The sequence below is a fragment of the Bacillus sp. DB-2 genome, assembly GCF_003315125.1.
Taxonomy (GTDB): domain Bacteria; phylum Bacillota; class Bacilli; order Bacillales; family Bacillaceae_G; genus Bacillus_A; species Bacillus_A mycoides.
In genome coordinates, this window is sequence record NZ_QNRN01000005.1 from 126667 (window position 1) to 143371 (window position 16705).

Below are 16705 nucleotides of genomic sequence, written 5' to 3' on the forward strand. Positions count from 1 at the left end.
TTGATCCCCCACCTAACTTCTTTGCTTCCGCTGAATTTTGAGGTGGGGGTCTTACTGCCCGTTAATGCGGGATAAAAAAAGCTACTCTTATCGAAATAAGAATAGCCTTCTTGACTACGTGAACCGCTCTTATCTTTCAGGTGTTTTTTCACCTGCAGGATTTGGCACCTTTCGTCTAAAACGAGGTTGCCGAAGTTTCATAGGGCCCGTCCCTCCACTTCTCAACATAAGAATTGTTTGTTTTTTTTATTATAATCATCAGAATAATAAAACTCAATACTTTAATACTTATTTTTCCGATAAACATTAAATGATATATGAAACATCATATCGTTATAGAGGTTTATAGGGGTATTATGTTGTTTTACTTGCGGATATATAAAGGGGTATGTTGTATCATGTCGAAAACATCATTTATAACCAAGTTGCTTTACTTCTATCTTAAAAACACAGAAAAATAAATATCAATCAAATGAGGTGTTAGTAACATGAAAAATAAACGATGCGAGAATTGTGGTTCTACTACATTTAAAGAAGGAAGAGTTGGATTTGCTTATCATGCATATGTTTGTGAGGATGATTCTAGTAGGCTTTTTTCAGTGGGGAAACGTTCCAAACTATTAACTACATTTTGTTTAGAGTGCGGTGAGGTGAAATCATTTAGAGTGGAGAAGCCGGAGATATTTAAAGAATAAAATAATACTAATTACATATTTACAGTAGGAATGATAACAACGGACGATTTCGCTACAACTAGAGTAAATACACCAATCATATTAATAAAAAACAAGAATAAAGTGTCTAAAAGACCCCCTATTTTGAGCCAATAATGAGACATTATGTTAATCTTAATAGAATCTCTTTATAATATGTATAGTTGCACAAAATTGAGAAACTTAAGGAGACAGATAAATTTTATGAGGAAATTATTCATATTACTTACTTTAATTCTAGTATTAGCCAGTGTTACGGCTGCTTGCACACAAGATAAAAAAGATAGTGCCGTTGAAAATGGTCCAATAGAAGAACCAACCGCAAAAAATGAAAATGAAGAATTAATAAATTTTGAAGAAAAAGAAGATATGAGCCGCTTGGAACAAGGTATTTTATTAGTTGGTGAGAGTGTTAAGGGAGGCTATTACTTGACCGCCGTTCAAAATGCATATTTAAATGCTAGTAACGATTCCGTCGTTGTTAATGTCTCTGTAAAAAATGTACGAGGTCAAACGATTGGACTATCAGAATTAAAATATAACTTAAAAGATGAAAAAGACGGAAAGGCCTATGAAGGAAAGGTGCTTGATCAAAACCCTTCTGATATACAAGTTAAACCAAATGAAACGGTAGAATTAAAAATAGCTTTTGAAGTACCAAGTACCGCAGATGAATATATGTTTTATATTGAAAGCTCTGTAGATCCTCTAGGAGCACACTGGAAAATCGATAAGCTGCAATCACAAAAAAACTAAATCTAAAATACAATATAAAAGTCCCTCCACCTTAAGGCAGAGGGACTTTCTAATTCCTATTTCAAACTACCCGCAATCTCCGTAAAGATAACTCCAAGCGCATGCGCACCTGCATCAGGATATCCTAAGCTTCTTTCACCAACTGTACCGGCGCGGCCCATGCGAGCGACGATTTCTTTCGTATACTCTGCTCCTTTAACCGCTGCTTCTGCTCCTTTTTCAAAGACAGTTTTCACGTCTACTTCGTTTGAAGCGCTAGCTAACCAAGAGTCTACACATGGAGCAAGTGCATCAACAAGTGTTTTATCACCAACTACCGCTCCTCTACCGAACGATCTTTCACCGATAGATTGTATACCTTGCAGTGCTGCTTGTAACATTTCAGCGAATTCTTTCACTGTTAGCTCACGCTTCTCGCCTGCTTCTTTACTAGCTGCGCGGAATGCTCCGCCCCAAATTGGACCAGAAGCGCCGCCGCAATGTTCCATAATAATCATTGAACAACCGTCAAGGAATGATCCGATCGTTACATTCTCTTGTCCTAAAATAGAATGCCACTCACGCTTTAATTGCTTAAATCCTTTTGCCACACTCATTCCGAAGTCGCCGTCACCTGCATGTGTATCTAACTCGCAGAACGGTACTTCATTTTTAATAATAATGTCGCTCATTTTATCAACTAGATAGATCATGTTATTTAATGTAATGACATTATCTTTAATAACAGCGTGCTCTTCCGCTGTTTCTATTTCAAAGGAAACTTCCTTCTCTTCTACATCTTCAAGCACATTCACGTACTCTACACTCTCAACTGGTCCATCTACTTTAAACGCTGGTGTATTACACTCTTTCGATAACAACGTTTTTAACTCGTCATCTAACTTCATCACTGTTAAAGACATACCAGCCATATCGATACTCGTCATATAGTTACCGACGAATACTCTATTAATTTTAATGTTTCTAGCAGCTAATTCTCTCGTAACTGCATTGTTAAATAGGTAAAGTTCTTGCAGTGGTGTGCCGCCAAAACCATTTACTAGAAGTGCGATTTCCTCACCATCTTTTACTCCTAAATCTTTTATTAAATCATTTGTCATACGGTTAGCTAATTCATCTGCTGACAGCGTTTTTTCACGTTTAATACCTGGTTCACCGTGAATACCTACGCCGTATTCCATTTCATCTTCCGCAAGTGTGAAAGTAGGTGATCCGCTCGCTGGTACTGTACAAGAAGTTAACGCTAAACCGATTGTACGCACGTTAGCCGCTGCTTTTTCCGCTACAGCTTTCACCGCTCCTAAATCCATTCCTTCTTCCGCTGCTGCGCCGGCAATTTTATGCACTAAAATAACTCCCGCAACACCGCGGCGTCCTACTGTATACAGGCTATCTTCTACCGCAATATCATCGTCTACTTTTACGTAGTCGACTTCAATTCCATCTTCAGTCGCTAAATGTGCACCGTTTTTGAAATTCATAATATCGCCGCTATAATTTTTAATAATTAATAACGTACCTTTTTTACTAGCTGTTTCTTTAATTGCTTGATAGACCTGAATTTGCGAAGGAGAAGCAAACACATCTCCGCACACTGCCGCATCTAACATTCCTTTTCCGACTAGACCTGCATGCGCTGGCTCATGACCACTACCGCCGCCACTAATTAACGTTACTTTATTTTCGTTCATTTCTTTCTTCTTAATAACTTTATATTTTTTCAAAAGCTCAAGCTCTGGGTGAGCCATAACCATTCCGTTGCACATTTCCATTACTAATGTTTCTGGTTTGTTTATAATCTTTTTCATTGTGATTCTCCCTCAATTCCTTTAATATATTGTGATATATTTGAAATCTTCTTCTTACTACTCATGTTAAAATGAAAGCGTTTTATAGTAAACGGACAAAATGGACAATCTGTCTAAAGACACCGCTCTCATTTATCCCGCATTAACGGGCAGTAAGACCCCCACCTCAAAATGCAGTGAAAGCAAAGAAGTTAGGTGGGAGATCAACTGCCCGTAAATGCCCGATTGGTGAAGGCTAATAATCAGTGGGGGGATGAACCTCCCCACTGATTAAAGTTTCACTGTATAGATAGGATTTTCATATTACTACATTCTAGGGATGATTCAGATGACCTCTTCTATAATTTCTAAAAAGATAATCGCGAATTCATTGAAGTATTTAATGGAAACAGAGTCGTTTCATAAAATATCAGTGAGCGATATTATGTTACACTGTCAAATGCGTAGGCAAACTTTTTATTATCATTTTAAAGATAAATTTGAACTATTAAGCTGGATTTATAGAGAAGAAACGAAAGAAAACATTATCGACTTTCTCGACTATGAAACGTGGGAAAACATTTTCGATTTATTATTTGATTACTTTTATGAAAATCAAAAATTTTACCGAAATGCTTTTAAAGTCATTGAACAAAACTCGTTTAATCACTATTTATTTGAGCATACGAAAAACTTATATATGAAAATTATTGATGAATTATCTGCGAGCTGTGGATTCAGCCTTTCTGATGAGACAAAAAATACGATTGCCTCCTTTTATAGTCACGGCTTCGTTGGAACGATTAAAGATTGGATTGAAAGCAAATGCGAAGTAGATCCTTCCATTATGTCTTCTCTCATGAAAAATATGATAAACAATCAATTACTACTATTACTGGAGCAATCAGCAAAGTAATCAAAGGGTGGCAAAAGCAATGAAAAAGATTATGAATGATGTAGAAAATATTGTTCAAGATATGATGCATGGCTTTTATTTTGAACATAACGACAAAGTAAATTACGACGAAACACATAACATCATTTATGTAAAAGATATCGCAGAAATGGAGCAAAACGTTGTCATTATAAGCGGCGGTGGTAGCGGACACGAACCAGCTGATATTGGTTATGTAGGAAAAGGAATGCTTACGGCGGCAGTAAACGGAAGCATCTTCACTCCGCCAAGAGTAGAACAAATTATTGCAGCAACCCGCCTCATACCAAAAGATAAGGGCATTCTATTCATCATCAAAAACTTTAAAGATGACGTAGCGAATTTTTTAGCAGCAGAACAAATCGCAAAAGAAGAAGGAAGACAAATTGACCACATCATCGTAAATGACGACGTTTCAATTGAAGATGATGTTTCTTTTAACAAAAGAAGACGCGGCGTTGCTGGCACTGTTTTCATTCAAAAAATAGTAGGCGCGGCCGCTGAGAGCGGTTATTCTTTAGAAGAACTAACAACACTTGGCCAATCTGTCATCAAAAACTTACATACATTAGGAGTCGCCCTTTCACCTGCGAATGACCCAGTACAAGGAAAAGCTTCCTTCACATTAAACGACGATGAAGTCTTTTACGGCGTCGGCATTCACGGAGAAAAAGGATACCGTAAAGAAGCGCTATCCTCTTCTGAAATATTAGCGATCGAACTTATGAACAAACTAAAAAGCATTTATCGCTGGAGAAAAGGTGACAACTTCGCCATCCTCATTAACGGACTCGGTGCGACACCATTAATGGAACAATACATTTTCGCAAACGATATTCGCCGTTTATGTGAGCTGGAAGGCTTACATGTGAAGTTCGTAAAGGTTGGTACCCTTCTAACTTCTTTAGATATGAAAGGTGTTTCGCTTAGTTTGCTTAAGGTAGAAGATTTGGATTGGGTGAAGTGGTTGAAGGCGGATGTTAGAGCGAGTGGTTGGTAACAATAAACTAAACCTTATGATGATTGAACGTTTAGTAATCAAAAGTACTGACTTATATGAAGAATGTATAAATCTTAGGTATCTGTAAATAAATCGAAGCATACATACTATTTGCAAGTTATCCACCAGTTTCGAAATGCGGTTATCCAGTCGGAGAAAGGCACCTTAATGTGTCTTTTTTTTATTTTCAAAAGGACCTGCTCAATTATTGCGTAAAAAACATAAAGTAAATTGAATCCGTTAAAATACATGAGTGACCCCTTGTTTTCCCCTCTTATTAAAGGAGGAACTATTATGGGATTTGGTGGTAGTTGTGGCGGCTGTGGATTTTCTGGCGGCTTTGCTTTATTAGTAGTATTGTTTATTTTATTAATCATAGTTGGAGCTTCTTGCTTCTGCTAAACAAACTATCGGAAAAGACACTCTTATATGGGTGTCTTTTCTTTGTAATAAAAAACTCTCCATAAAGGAAAGTTTTTTAGTTTATACATTCAAGTCATCCAAATTAGTTATTTATACAGCACCTTATCACTTTCGGTCTTTAGTGTGACATATAAATAATCCTTCCCCTACACAAAATTGCTCAACTAACTTTAATTCCTTAGATTCAAAACTTATATAATTAAAACACTCAGCACCAATTAATACACCTATTCTTAAATCAGAAAATATTAATATACGTTTATCAACTTCTCTACTTGGTAAAAACTTTAACACATCATCATTAAATTCATTTTCTTACATCAATAGTTAGCTCATCTGTAATCTGCTCAAGATGAAAAAATCTTTTTATATAATGGATATGTGACCATTTTTCTTCCCCGCCAATAATAAATAATTCTTGCGCATCATACATAAATGAGAAGCTTGGATAGAAACTGTCCGCTTTTATTTCAATCTCACCAGTATGATTACTAATCATCTTACATTCTGCTGAATAGCTTAATAACGTATAGAGAGAATCTTGTGCTGATTGGAAGAAATACTTCATAAGTGTAGTTATATCATCACTATTGGTAATGCACACTTTAAAAAAGTTCGTATCCTTTTTCTTATTAGTAAAAACTAGCTCAAACGTGAATTTATTCTCTTCTAAAAACCTTTCAATAAAGTCACCGCGCAAATAAGTTTCAAATACCATATACATAGGAAATTTGTTAATTAAGCCTATAAATCCTTTAATGATTTCTTCAAATCCTTTATGCTGATTCCAATTCGTTCCCACACCCATCATAATACGGTGATTTAAATAGATAGGATAAGGTGATAACCCTTCATCTTTTTACATATACACTCGTTTTCCATCTGTATGAAGAGCTGTTTGAGACTCTTTTAGTAAGTATTGAGATAATTGAACATTTAACACATTTACACCCACCTATCATGTAATACATAAACTGTATCTATTAAGTTAGAAAAAGGGATGAATCATTCACATTTTACCGTGTTTAAGCGAGGAGAACTAGAATCATTTTATAAACGAGATCGTATCTCATTGAAGGATTACAAGTCTCCAGGATAATAAATGAACATCGCACCTACAAATGAACACACTAAACAAAAAATAGCCTCGTATTTTATGACTAGAGAAGAGTTCGTATCAAGCTTTTTTTCCTCTCTTTTTAATATCATTTTAAATAATGCTGTATATAATACTTTATATAATACATACCCAACAATCGCCCCGAGGGTATTCGTAAATAAATCATCAATATCTGTAATTCTATTATTTAGTAATTGATTTAACTCAATTGCCAATGAAAAAAAGAATCCCGCACATACGGTGTTTTTCATTTTTCTAAACTGCGGCCAAATAGTAGGTAATAAAAAACCGAACGGCATAAACAGTACAATATTCAAAAGATACGTCGTACTACCTGCCGTATCAAATAGAGTCAAATTAATTTGATTTACACGAATCCACGTTTCATATCGACTTATATCCCATACAGTCGCGATCTGAGTCACCTTATACACTAGCGAAAGATAGAACAGAAAAATATATACCCATAGAAAATGCCGAATAGATACATTTCCTTTCGCTTTAGAATACAATCCAATTTGAAACACTACACAAAAAATAATAGTAAAAAAATAAGTATACAAATAACTCATCAAAACTCCTGTATGCATGTAGAATCCCCTAACTTTACATTTTCATCTATGACTTTGTCGTTTTTAGTATCCTTCTTGATGTAACTCATTTATAGGATAGGAGAAACTTTTGAAATAAAAAGTGGGGTAAACATAAAATTTTTCTTAAATCTTCAGTTGGGTTTTATTATTACTCTTCTTAGGAATCCGCCATTGATAGCTAGGCAACAACATGCTTAAACCTAACAATATTATCATTTTTGCCCGTAATCCTCGTAGTACTTTAACCGATGAAGCATATATAAAATCATGTGAATCGTTTGTTCAGTTAAAACATGAAATTAAGAAATATATGACGTACTATAATCACTCTTGCTATCAATAGAATTTAAAGAAGATGACTCCTGTTTGCATACCGAAATCATCTTTTTTAGGTTGCCTAACTTTTTTTAGAATGTCCTTTACAAAGGGTACAGATTAAGAGCACCTCATTCCTATTTAAGGGGATCACATATACCTTCTCCCCTTAAAATCACCAAAATCCATTTACAAATCTATAAAAGCAGATATAATATCCTTATGGAACCTTTATTAATTTATAAAGCATTGTCAAATGAAACAAGATGTCAAATTTTATCATGGTTGAAAAATCCAGAAAACCATTTCGATGAAAAACCTTATCTAGAGCAAGGCCTTAACTTTCAAGTTGGAGTGTGCGTAGGAGATATCCAGCTTAAAACTGGCTTAGCCCAATCGGTTATTTCTAGTTATTTATTAACTATGAAAAAAGCAGGACTACTAGACTCTGACCGAATTGGAAAATGGACCTACTATCGCCGAAATGAAAAAACAATACGAGAGTTTTCTGAATACGTTCAAAACGAATTATAAAATGAAAGCTAATAATCAATCTGCATATCAATTGATTATTAGCTTTCACACATTCTGCTTTTTTACAGGTACCCAATTACTTTTTTATAAGATTGCACTACCTATAAAAGCAAGAAACATAGAAAGGAGAAAATTTTTTAATATATCATATCTAGTTATTTAGATATCTGTTATTGTATTTCGAATTACATAATCCTGATAATATTGGCATCCAATCATGCTTGTAATAATGCTTATTTGTTAATGAATTTACTTTCAAAATACTGATACGAATGGAGAGGTTTATAAATGAAAAAAGTAAATCCTTTACTTATTCTGACACTCGCAATAGGTGTGTTCGGAATTATTACTACCGAGATGGGTATTGTCGGCGTATTACCACAAATCACTCAAAAATTCGGAATTTCAACTACACAAGCTGGATTTTTAGTAAGTATATTTGCACTAGTCGTTGCTATTTCTGGTCCGTTTTTAATTCTGCTCGTCTCTAGTATGAATCGCAAAATAATTTTATTATCAGCAATTTTCATATTTGTTATTTCAAATATAATCTACGCTTATACAACACAATTTGAAATCATGCTTATTTTTCGTATTTTACCGGCAGCACTTCACCCACTCTTCTTTTCAATCGCTCTTGTAACAGCTGCTAAACTTGTCCCTCCAGAAAAGAGCGGTCAAGCGGTTACAAAAGTTTTCATGGGAATTACTGTTGGCTTTGCTTTAGGTGTACCACTAACCTCTTACCTTGCAGATCAATTTTCACTCGAAATTGCTTTCTTATTCGGAGCGCTTGTTAACGCTCTTGCATTCATTGGAATACTAATCCTACTTCCTTCTATGCCTGTTAAAGAAAAAATGTCTTTCGGCAAACAAATTCGTATACTCGGCAAACCAGGATTATGGTTAAATATTTTAACCGTCACATTCCTTTTTGCAGCCATGTTTTCCGTATACAGCTACTTCGCTGAGTACCTTGCAAAAGTAACTTCCATGAATGGATCTCTCATCAGTATCATGCTATTCATATTTGGTATAGTTATGATTTTAGGTAATCATTTATTTGGTAGTCTCCTGCAAAAAAGTATAGTAAATACAGTAATATTATTCCCTATCCTATACTCTATTGTTTACATATTGGTTTATTATTTAGGTTCCTACCTTGTTCCAATGATTTTTATCGTATTCATTTGGGGAATCGTACATGCTGGTGGATTAATTGTTGGTCAAACATGGTTAATAAGCGAAGCAAAAGAAGCGCCTGAATTCGGTAATAGTCTATTCGTTTCGTTCTCAAACCTCGGAATTACTTTAGGAACAACTATTGGAGGCTGGTTCATTTCAAACTTAGGTATTCACCAGCTTATTTGGAGCGGATTTATATTCACACTACTCTCATTTCTATTAATTATAATAAAACTAAAATTTTTCAATTCTAATAGCCAGGCTTCATTATCAAGCTAGTACATTTTCAGTTTCAAATTTGATAAAAAAACATTATAAATTCTTCTCATAAGATTTTATAAAGTGAAAAGTATAATGATCAAAGCCTTTAGCCATAATTACGACTAAAGGCTTTTTTGTATGAAAGAATAAACAACTATAAATCTAAAAGGAGCTAGTTTTATGGAACATAATCAAAATGGAGTACTTGCTTTAATTGTGTTGTTTTTAGGATTAGTGTTTTTCGTTAGTGGAATGGTTTATCATTTATGGGGTTCTTATTAATTTCAACTTTTAAACAAATAAATAATTCAAAAACTAAAACGTGTATTGTAATTATCGATATGGAATATTTCCAAAAACAAATTAACATGGTAAAATAATATTTGGACGGGAGTCCAATATTATTAAAATTAAGATGGTTCAAGTCGGAGAAAGGCACCTTAGGGTGTCTTTTCTTTATTTTCAAAAGGACCTGCTCAATTATTGCGTAAAAAACATAAAGTAAATTGAATCCGTTAAAATACATGAGTGACCCCTTGTTTCCCCTCTTATTAAAGGAGGAACTATTATGGGATTTGGTGGTAGTTGTAGTAGTTGTGGCGGCGGCTTTGCTTTACTAGTTGTATTGTTTATTTTATTGATCATTGTTGGAGCTTCTTGCTTCTGCTAAAAAACTATCGGAAAAGACACTCTTATATGGGTGTCTTTTCTTTGTAATAAAAAGCTTTCTATAAAAGAAGGTTTTTATATTTTTAGGCTTTTACATTCAAATTAGTTATTTACACAGCTCTTTATTCCTCCACATCTCTCATACTGTAATACCCTAAATTAATAATAATTAAGAAATACCCAGCCATAATTCCAGCAGCAAATGTCCACATGAATTCATGGTGTTCAATTTCATACATAATAATCGCTCCGAGTATTGCGGCTGCAAACCGATTCATCATGCCAAGCATTGGTGCTTTTTCTTTTTTTACGATGCTATTTCCGAACTTTTCAATACGCCTTCCTAAAATCCAGGCGCAGTACATACTAACTAAAAGGCCGATGCTTATCCCTACAAACTGGGCTCGAAAAGGTGTCATCAACCATCCCAGTAACATCACGCCTAGCAAACAATATATTTGTATGTTGAATGATCTTAATGCCATACGAATCATGTTATGCTCCTTATCTTTCTCATTAATCCCATCTCTCGGACTTCAAGCTTTCCGATATATCTTTTTTAAAATGAGGGAATTTTATTTTACTCACCATTAAATAAGCGAGTACGCATGTGCCAAATGCCACGGAAACTGGGTTATTTAGGAGGCATAAAATAAGGAGACACATTGCCGCAAATGGAATGAGCATTCCGATGAATGTTGGGAGTTTGCTTTGTTGCGTGTTAAATCTCGCAAGTCGAAGCATGCCACAAACACTGTAAGCAAGCGCACATAACATCCCGATGGACTGCAAATCTTTTAAAGCGACACTATATGCAAGAATAGACGGTGCTACACCAAAAGTAACTAAATCCGCAAATGAATCTAGTTCTCCGCCCATTTCCGAAACAGAATCTAGTTTCCGAGCAACCATACCATCAAAAAAATCAAATAACATTCCTGTAATAATAAAAACTGCCCCCAAATACATATCGTGAACGAAAACAGCATAAATAGCCAAAAGCCCACATACAAAATTTGCTATCGTAATCATATTTGGTATGTAACTCATAACACGCTTCTCCTCCTTTCTACTAATTGCTTCATCTCGGGTCTTACTCATTAGAATCAATAGCCTTCTGTTTTTCTTCCAATATAACTTTATTTATTTTCGTTAACGTATCAGTCATTTGCTCTAAAGCATTTATATCGATTTTAGAAAAGTATTTCTCAATTAATACGTCATCTAACTCAGACAACCGCTCTATATACTTACTACCGTTTGGACCAAGTGTAAGGAAATACTCCCGTTTATTATTAGGGTTTACTTGTTTCGAAATCATCTTCTGTTTTTCCAATTTCGATAAAACTTGGCTCACAGCACTTTTCGATATATTAAAAGTACTCGCAATGTTATTTGCTGTCGTGTTTTCATTTAAATTGATATAAAATAGCATGCTCTCTTGCTGCCCTGTAAGACCGAACTCATCCTTTAACTCCTGAAATAGTAAAATGTAGAAGTCATTGTAGGCTCGATTCATTTCATTAATTACTTCTTTATACGATCTAGTCATAGCATTCTTCCTCCAGTCATGCTGTTATTTCGCTATATAGTTTAGTTAACTTAACTAAACTACATTATACCTTTATGTTCGTGTAAAGGGAAATATCGCTCCATCCTTCACTTACCATTTTACCAAAAAGAAGACATCTTAATTGATGTCTTCTTTTTACATGTGACTTTACCCACAAAGTTGCCACTAAAGAAAGCATATCTTTGCCGTGGATTAGTTATTAACCCATAAGCTTGCCGTGAATGCTGTTGGTTTGTAATAAAGTTTGATTAAAATGCTTGGGTTATTTATTGTTTGTGAATAATTTTTTTTAAAAGTTTACTCCTTTTTCTATCTGTGTTTGCCCAACAATCTCGCCCTATTGTTGAATAAGGTTCAATTTCAAACAAATAAAGCCATTAATATTAAATCTTGATAGTCGCCATCCAATTTTACACCCTTTGCTTTTCTACCCTCTTCAAAAAAGCCTAGATTCTTATATAACTGGATTGCCCCTAAATTATCTTCCATTACCTCAAGAGAAATTTTTTCAATCTTACTGTTATTTTTAGCCCAATTGATTAGCGTTTCTAGAAGAGCTCTTCCAATACCATAATTTCGATATTCAGGTAGTATGGTCATCGCAAAAGCCCCTTGATGACTAATTTTTTCTTTGTTTCCGTTCTTAAAATCGATTGCACCGACTAACTTACCATCAACTTCAGCAATAAATTTTACATAATTTGGATTTTCATAATAAGCTTTTAACGTTTTTTGAATAGCATCAACACTCATCTTTTTTACATCCTCAACCGTACTTAGCATGTATGGAGCTTTTATTAAAGCTTTTGAAGCAGAATCTAGCATTCTTTCTGCATCCTGTTCTTTAGCTTCTCTAATTGTTACTGTTTTTCCATCTTTAGATTTATAAGTAAAAATGTTAGTTGATAATATATTACACACACCCTTTCGGAATATAATTAATCGGATTTTTTAACTATTCCAGAATTCTTAAGTAAGAGAAAGTCGTATCACCTTTTTCTGCAATCGATCTCCTTCAACCTAATAACAATTATTTCAAATATTTTCAATTTTGACAAGAATCCATTCCATTATATGGCCCTTTAGTGGAGTAACTTTATTGCTACTCAACAGTTCCTTAATCCGCCTTTCAGTCCAGACCTTCTTTTCACTATAAAAACATCTCTTTAGATAAACAGATTCAAAAGGACAAAACATCACGTCTTTTTTATAAACACCGTGACTTTATTTAAAAGCGGCATTAAAAATATTCTTCAAATCCTAGAAGCATAAGTTTGCCGCAACCAAAAAACATAAGCTTGCCGTTTCGGCAAACTTATGTTCATACCACATTATACTTAAGACTCCAAGCTCTCACCATTCGTCTTAATTACTTCTTTATACCAATTGAAACTGTTCTTTTTCGATCTTTTTAATGAACCTTTTCCTTCATTATCTTTATCAACGTATATATATCCGTAACGTTTTTTCATTTCTCCAGTAGAGGCACTTACAAGATCAATCGGTCCCCAGCTTGTATATCCGATAATATCTACCCCGTCTTGGATTGCTTCTGACATTTCCGTCATATGTTTTTGCAAGTAATCAATACGGTATTCATCATTCACTTCGTCTTCACCATTTAATTGATCAATTGCACCAAGACCATTTTCAACGACAAATAAAGGTTTTTGGTAACGATCGTAAAGCTGGTTCGCTGTAATACGGAAGCCTTTCGGATCAATTGTCCATCCCCACTCTGATTTTTCAAGATATGGGTTTTCAACAGAACCAAATACATTTCCGCTCGTTATACTTTTTAACACTTCGGGATCCGTACTTGTTGCTCGGCTTGAATAGTAGCTAAATCCGATATAATCAACTGTATGCTCTTTTAAAATTTCCTCGTCTTCTTTTTCCATCTCAATTGTTAAATTGTTATCTTTAAAGAAGCGTTTTGCGTATCCCGGATATGCCCCTCTTGCTTGTACATCAATGAAGAAGAATGATTCACGGTCTTGCTCCATCGCGCGTAGAACATCATCTGGATTACATGTATATGGATACGTCGCACCTGCAGCAAGCATACAACCAATCTTCGCATCTGGAATAATTTCATGACATGCTTTCACAGCTAAAGCACTTGCGACAAGTTGGTGATGCGCTGCTTGATATTGAATTTGTTTTTTGTTCTCACCTTCTTTAAATGCTAGCCCTGCTCCCATGAAAGGTAAATGCAAAAGCATATTAATTTCATTAAATGTCATCCAATATTTCACTTTATCTTTATATCTATTAAAAATCGTTTTTGCATACGTCTCAAAGAAATTGACAAGCTTTCTACTTCTCCAGCTTCCATACGTTTCTACTAAATGAACAGGAACATCAAAGTGAGCCATCGTAACGACTGGTTCAATGCCATACTTCAACAGTTCATCAAACAAATTATCATAAAACTTTAATCCTGCTTCATTTGGCTTTTCATCATCACCATTTGGGAAAATACGTGTCCATGCAATAGATACGCGTAACGCTTTAAATCCCATTTCTGCAAACAGCGCAATATCTTCTTTATAACGATGATAAAAATCAATTGCTTCATGTGATGGATAAAACTCCCCTTCTACCGGTGTAAATGAATGAATGTTTCCTTTCATAATGTCCCAACGGTTTTCACCAGTTGGTAATAGATCCACCGTCGTTAACCCTTTCCCGTCTTCTAAATATGCGCCTTCCGCTTGATTGGCTGCGATTGCTCCACCCCATAAAAATCCTTTAGGAAAAATAACTTTAGACATATAGAAAAACTCCTTTATATAAGAATTAACGAGGAAAGGCATTGCAAGTTTTAAAGAATACCTTTCTTCGTTTGAACCTGTATGAAATGTAACTACTATTTAACTGCTAACTCTAGTAAAGAATCTCCTGCTTGAATCTTTTCTACTTCAGTTTTTTTAATGCTATATTTATCATAATTTGTAACAACAACTGGTGTTGTCACAATATAACCCGCCTTTTGAATTTCAGCTATATTAAATTCAATAAGTAATTGCCCTTTTTCTACTCTTACTCCTTGTTCAATATGAGAAGAGAAAAATTCGCCATTTAATTTCACAGTATCCATACCAATATGGATTAAAATTTCAGCACCTGAATCCGCCGTAATTCCTACTGCATGATTTGTTGGGAAAAGTGCAGAAATCGTACCTGAAACTGGTGAAAATAACTTTCCTTCTGAAGGCTCAATTGCAACCCCTTCACCTAACGCACCTGATGCAAATGCAGCATCATCAATATGTTGGAGTGGCTTAACTACACCATGAAAAGGACTAAAGATTATTTCATCATCGTTTGATGCAGCAATTTTACCAATTGTTTCAGCTGTTTTTGTAGATGTTTGCTTTTTAGTAAAACCAAATAAGTAAGTAAGAATAAAACCTAATATTAAGGGAACAACCATCGCAATAATTGCGCCCCAAAATCCAGCTGTGATACCTTCTTTCGGACTAATAAATGTTGGAAGCGCAAATATCCCAAGACCACCTGTCATATAAGCTTGCGTACCGAATACGCCAAGTATTCCGCCGCCAATTCCTCCCGCAATACAGCTCATAATAAACGGCTTTTTAAGAGGAAGTGTAATACCATAAATCGCCGGCTCTGTAACTCCGAAAATACCTGAAATAAAAGCTGGAATACTGAGCGTTTTTATTTTCTGGTCTTTCGTTTTCATCCAAACTCCAAGAACAGCCCCAATTTGAGCAAATGAAGTAGCGAATATAAGCGCTAATATAGGATCAATACCATGCACTGCTAAATTATTATAGCCAATCGGGACAATTCCCCAATGAAGTCCGAAAATAACGAGCACTTGCCAGAAAGCACCAAGTACTATCCCTGCTACTAATGGACTTAAATTATAAACCCAAAGTGTAGCCTGTCCTAAAAATTGACCTGCCCACGTCGCAATCGGGCCAATCACAAGAAATGTAACTGGTACAACGATAAGTAATGTGAAAAATGGTACTAAAAATGTTTTCACAACATCCGGAATGACTTTCTTTAAAGACTTTTCTACTTTCGATCCAAAATAAGTAGCGAGAATAATTGGAATAACAGATGACGCATAATTCATTAAAATAACTGGTATTCCTAAAAACGTAATATGAATTGGTGATTCAAACATCGTTCCAGCAAATAGCGTATATAATGGCTCACTTGCTTTTAAACCTGATAAAGCTGGATAAACTAAAGCTCCCCCAATTGCCATACCAATGAAAGGCGATCCTCCAAATTTCTTACTTGCTGTATATCCTAGGAAGATTGGGAAGAAATAAAATAACGAATCCCCAACCCCGTTTAATATTTGATACGTTCCTGACTGCGTACTTAACCAACCTAATGCTACAAATAGTGCATTAAATCCTTTAATCATCCCTGTTGCAGCTAGTACTCCTAAAATAGGAGTGAAAATGCTAGAAAGAATATCTATAAGACTACTCTTTTTCTTCTCACCCGCATTTTCTTCCTCTGTTTCTTGAAACCCTCCAGCAGCAATAACCGCTTTATACACGTCGGATACATGGTTACCAATAACAACTTGATATTGTCCACCGCTTTTCATAACAGTTACAACATCTTCCATACTCTTCAGTATTTCCGTATTCGCTTTACCTTCATCTTTTAACTGAAACCGTAAACGAGTTATACAATGTACAACGCTATCTATATTTTCTCTCCCGCCAACATTTTTCAGTATGTCTTTTGCCAATTGTTCATACTTCATAGTAGTTCCCCTCCTTACAATCATCCCATTTATCATTTATAAAAGAAAAAACCTAAACTAACTCTAATAACGTGATA

16 protein-coding genes, 2 pseudogenes and 1 riboswitch are annotated in these 16705 nt (G+C 34.9%); of the genes and pseudogenes, 9 read left to right on the forward strand and 9 right to left on the reverse strand.

Features of this window, described 5'->3' with window-relative positions; all coding sequences use genetic code 11:
* Nucleotides 1-126: 126 nt before the first annotated feature.
* Nucleotides 127-233, reverse strand: a riboswitch (SAM riboswitch).
* Between the two features lie 255 nt (nt 234-488).
* Complete coding sequence (locus DET63_RS10240) at nt 489-695, forward strand: hypothetical protein (RefSeq protein ID WP_113936640.1); 207 nt, start codon at nt 489-491, stop codon at nt 693-695.
* 222 nt (nt 696-917) lie between these two features.
* Nucleotides 918-1469 (forward strand): DUF4352 domain-containing protein, encoded by a 552-nt coding sequence (locus DET63_RS10245; protein WP_113936641.1) that lies wholly within the window; start codon nt 918-920, stop codon nt 1467-1469.
* 56 nt (nt 1470-1525) lie between these two features.
* Here DET63_RS10245 and dhaK read toward each other — a convergent pair whose 3' ends face one another.
* On the reverse strand, nt 1526-3277 hold the full coding sequence (gene dhaK, locus DET63_RS10250; RefSeq protein ID WP_113936642.1) for a dihydroxyacetone kinase subunit DhaK: 1752 nt from the start codon (nt 3275-3277) through the stop codon (nt 1526-1528).
* A 328-nt stretch (nt 3278-3605) separates the two neighbouring features.
* On the opposite strand from dhaK, the gene dhaS reads away from it, so the two are divergent.
* The 3 genes from dhaS to DET63_RS10270 all read left to right on the forward strand — a co-directional run bounded on the left by dhaS (nt 3606) and on the right by DET63_RS10270 (nt 5592).
* Entirely contained in the window at nt 3606-4172 is a 567-nt protein-coding gene (gene dhaS / locus DET63_RS10260; protein ID WP_113936643.1) for a dihydroxyacetone kinase transcriptional activator DhaS, read from the forward strand.
* Nucleotides 4173-4191: 19 nt separating this feature from the next.
* On the forward strand, nt 4192-5190 hold the full coding sequence (dhaQ, locus tag DET63_RS10265; protein ID WP_113936644.1) for a DhaKLM operon coactivator DhaQ: 999 nt from the start codon (nt 4192-4194) through the stop codon (nt 5188-5190).
* A gap of 294 nt (nt 5191-5484) precedes the next feature.
* A complete protein-coding gene (locus DET63_RS10270) occupies nt 5485-5592 on the forward strand; it encodes a YjcZ family sporulation protein (RefSeq protein WP_000505673.1) in 108 nt (35 codons plus the stop codon).
* Nucleotides 5593-5920: 328 nt separating this feature from the next.
* On the opposite strand, the pseudogene DET63_RS10280 reads toward DET63_RS10270, so the two are convergent.
* Both DET63_RS10280 and DET63_RS10285 read right to left on the reverse strand, forming a co-directional pair.
* Nucleotides 5921-6556, reverse strand: a pseudogene (locus DET63_RS10280) (hypothetical protein).
* 137 nt (nt 6557-6693) lie between these two features.
* Nucleotides 6694-7323: a VanZ family protein gene (locus DET63_RS10285; protein WP_113936645.1), complete on the reverse strand. Its 630-nt coding sequence runs from the start codon at nt 7321-7323 to the stop codon at nt 6694-6696.
* A gap of 244 nt (nt 7324-7567) precedes the next feature.
* Between DET63_RS10285 and DET63_RS10290 the strand changes: the two are divergent.
* The 4 genes and pseudogenes from DET63_RS10290 to DET63_RS10305 all read left to right on the forward strand — a co-directional run.
* Nucleotides 7568-7669, forward strand: a pseudogene (locus tag DET63_RS10290) (TetR family transcriptional regulator); the annotation flags it as partial.
* 194 nt (nt 7670-7863) lie between these two features.
* Nucleotides 7864-8175 (forward strand): ArsR/SmtB family transcription factor, encoded by a 312-nt coding sequence (locus tag DET63_RS10295; RefSeq protein ID WP_002011018.1) that lies wholly within the window; start codon nt 7864-7866, stop codon nt 8173-8175.
* Nucleotides 8176-8463: 288 nt separating this feature from the next.
* The gene (locus DET63_RS10300) at nt 8464-9639 is read left to right on the forward strand and encodes an MFS transporter (protein ID WP_113936646.1); all 1176 of its coding nucleotides are present in this window, start codon (nt 8464-8466) and stop codon (nt 9637-9639) included.
* A 550-nt stretch (nt 9640-10189) separates the two neighbouring features.
* Nucleotides 10190-10291, forward strand: a complete 102-nt coding sequence (locus DET63_RS10305) for a YjcZ family sporulation protein (protein ID WP_000505688.1) — start codon at nt 10190-10192, stop codon at nt 10289-10291.
* Nucleotides 10292-10412: 121 nt separating this feature from the next.
* Here the strand turns inward: DET63_RS10305 and DET63_RS10310 are convergent, their stop codons facing one another.
* From DET63_RS10310 to DET63_RS10335, 6 genes are all read right to left on the reverse strand, one after another.
* Nucleotides 10413-10784 (reverse strand): ATP synthase subunit I, encoded by a 372-nt coding sequence (locus tag DET63_RS10310; protein ID WP_098635075.1) that lies wholly within the window; start codon nt 10782-10784, stop codon nt 10413-10415.
* 22 nt (nt 10785-10806) lie between these two features.
* On the reverse strand, nt 10807-11391 hold the full coding sequence (pssA, locus tag DET63_RS10315; protein WP_113936647.1) for a CDP-diacylglycerol--serine O-phosphatidyltransferase: 585 nt from the start codon (nt 11389-11391) through the stop codon (nt 10807-10809).
* Nucleotides 11384-11842, reverse strand: a complete 459-nt coding sequence (locus DET63_RS10320) for a MarR family winged helix-turn-helix transcriptional regulator (protein WP_113936648.1) — start codon at nt 11840-11842, stop codon at nt 11384-11386. Before DET63_RS10320 ends, pssA begins: the two co-directional genes overlap by 8 nt.
* Nucleotides 11843-12223: 381 nt before the next feature.
* Nucleotides 12224-12784 carry a GNAT family N-acetyltransferase gene (locus tag DET63_RS10325; protein WP_113936649.1) on the reverse strand — a complete coding sequence of 187 codons (561 nt, stop codon included), beginning with the start codon at nt 12782-12784 and terminating at the stop codon, nt 12224-12226.
* A gap of 416 nt (nt 12785-13200) precedes the next feature.
* Nucleotides 13201-14640 carry a 6-phospho-beta-glucosidase gene (locus tag DET63_RS10330; RefSeq protein WP_113936650.1) on the reverse strand — a complete coding sequence of 480 codons (1440 nt, stop codon included), beginning with the start codon at nt 14638-14640 and terminating at the stop codon, nt 13201-13203.
* Between the two features lie 95 nt (nt 14641-14735).
* Nucleotides 14736-16628 carry a beta-glucoside-specific PTS transporter subunit IIABC gene (locus tag DET63_RS10335; protein WP_113936651.1) on the reverse strand — a complete coding sequence of 631 codons (1893 nt, stop codon included), beginning with the start codon at nt 16626-16628 and terminating at the stop codon, nt 14736-14738.
* Nucleotides 16629-16705: the final 77 nt, after the last annotated feature.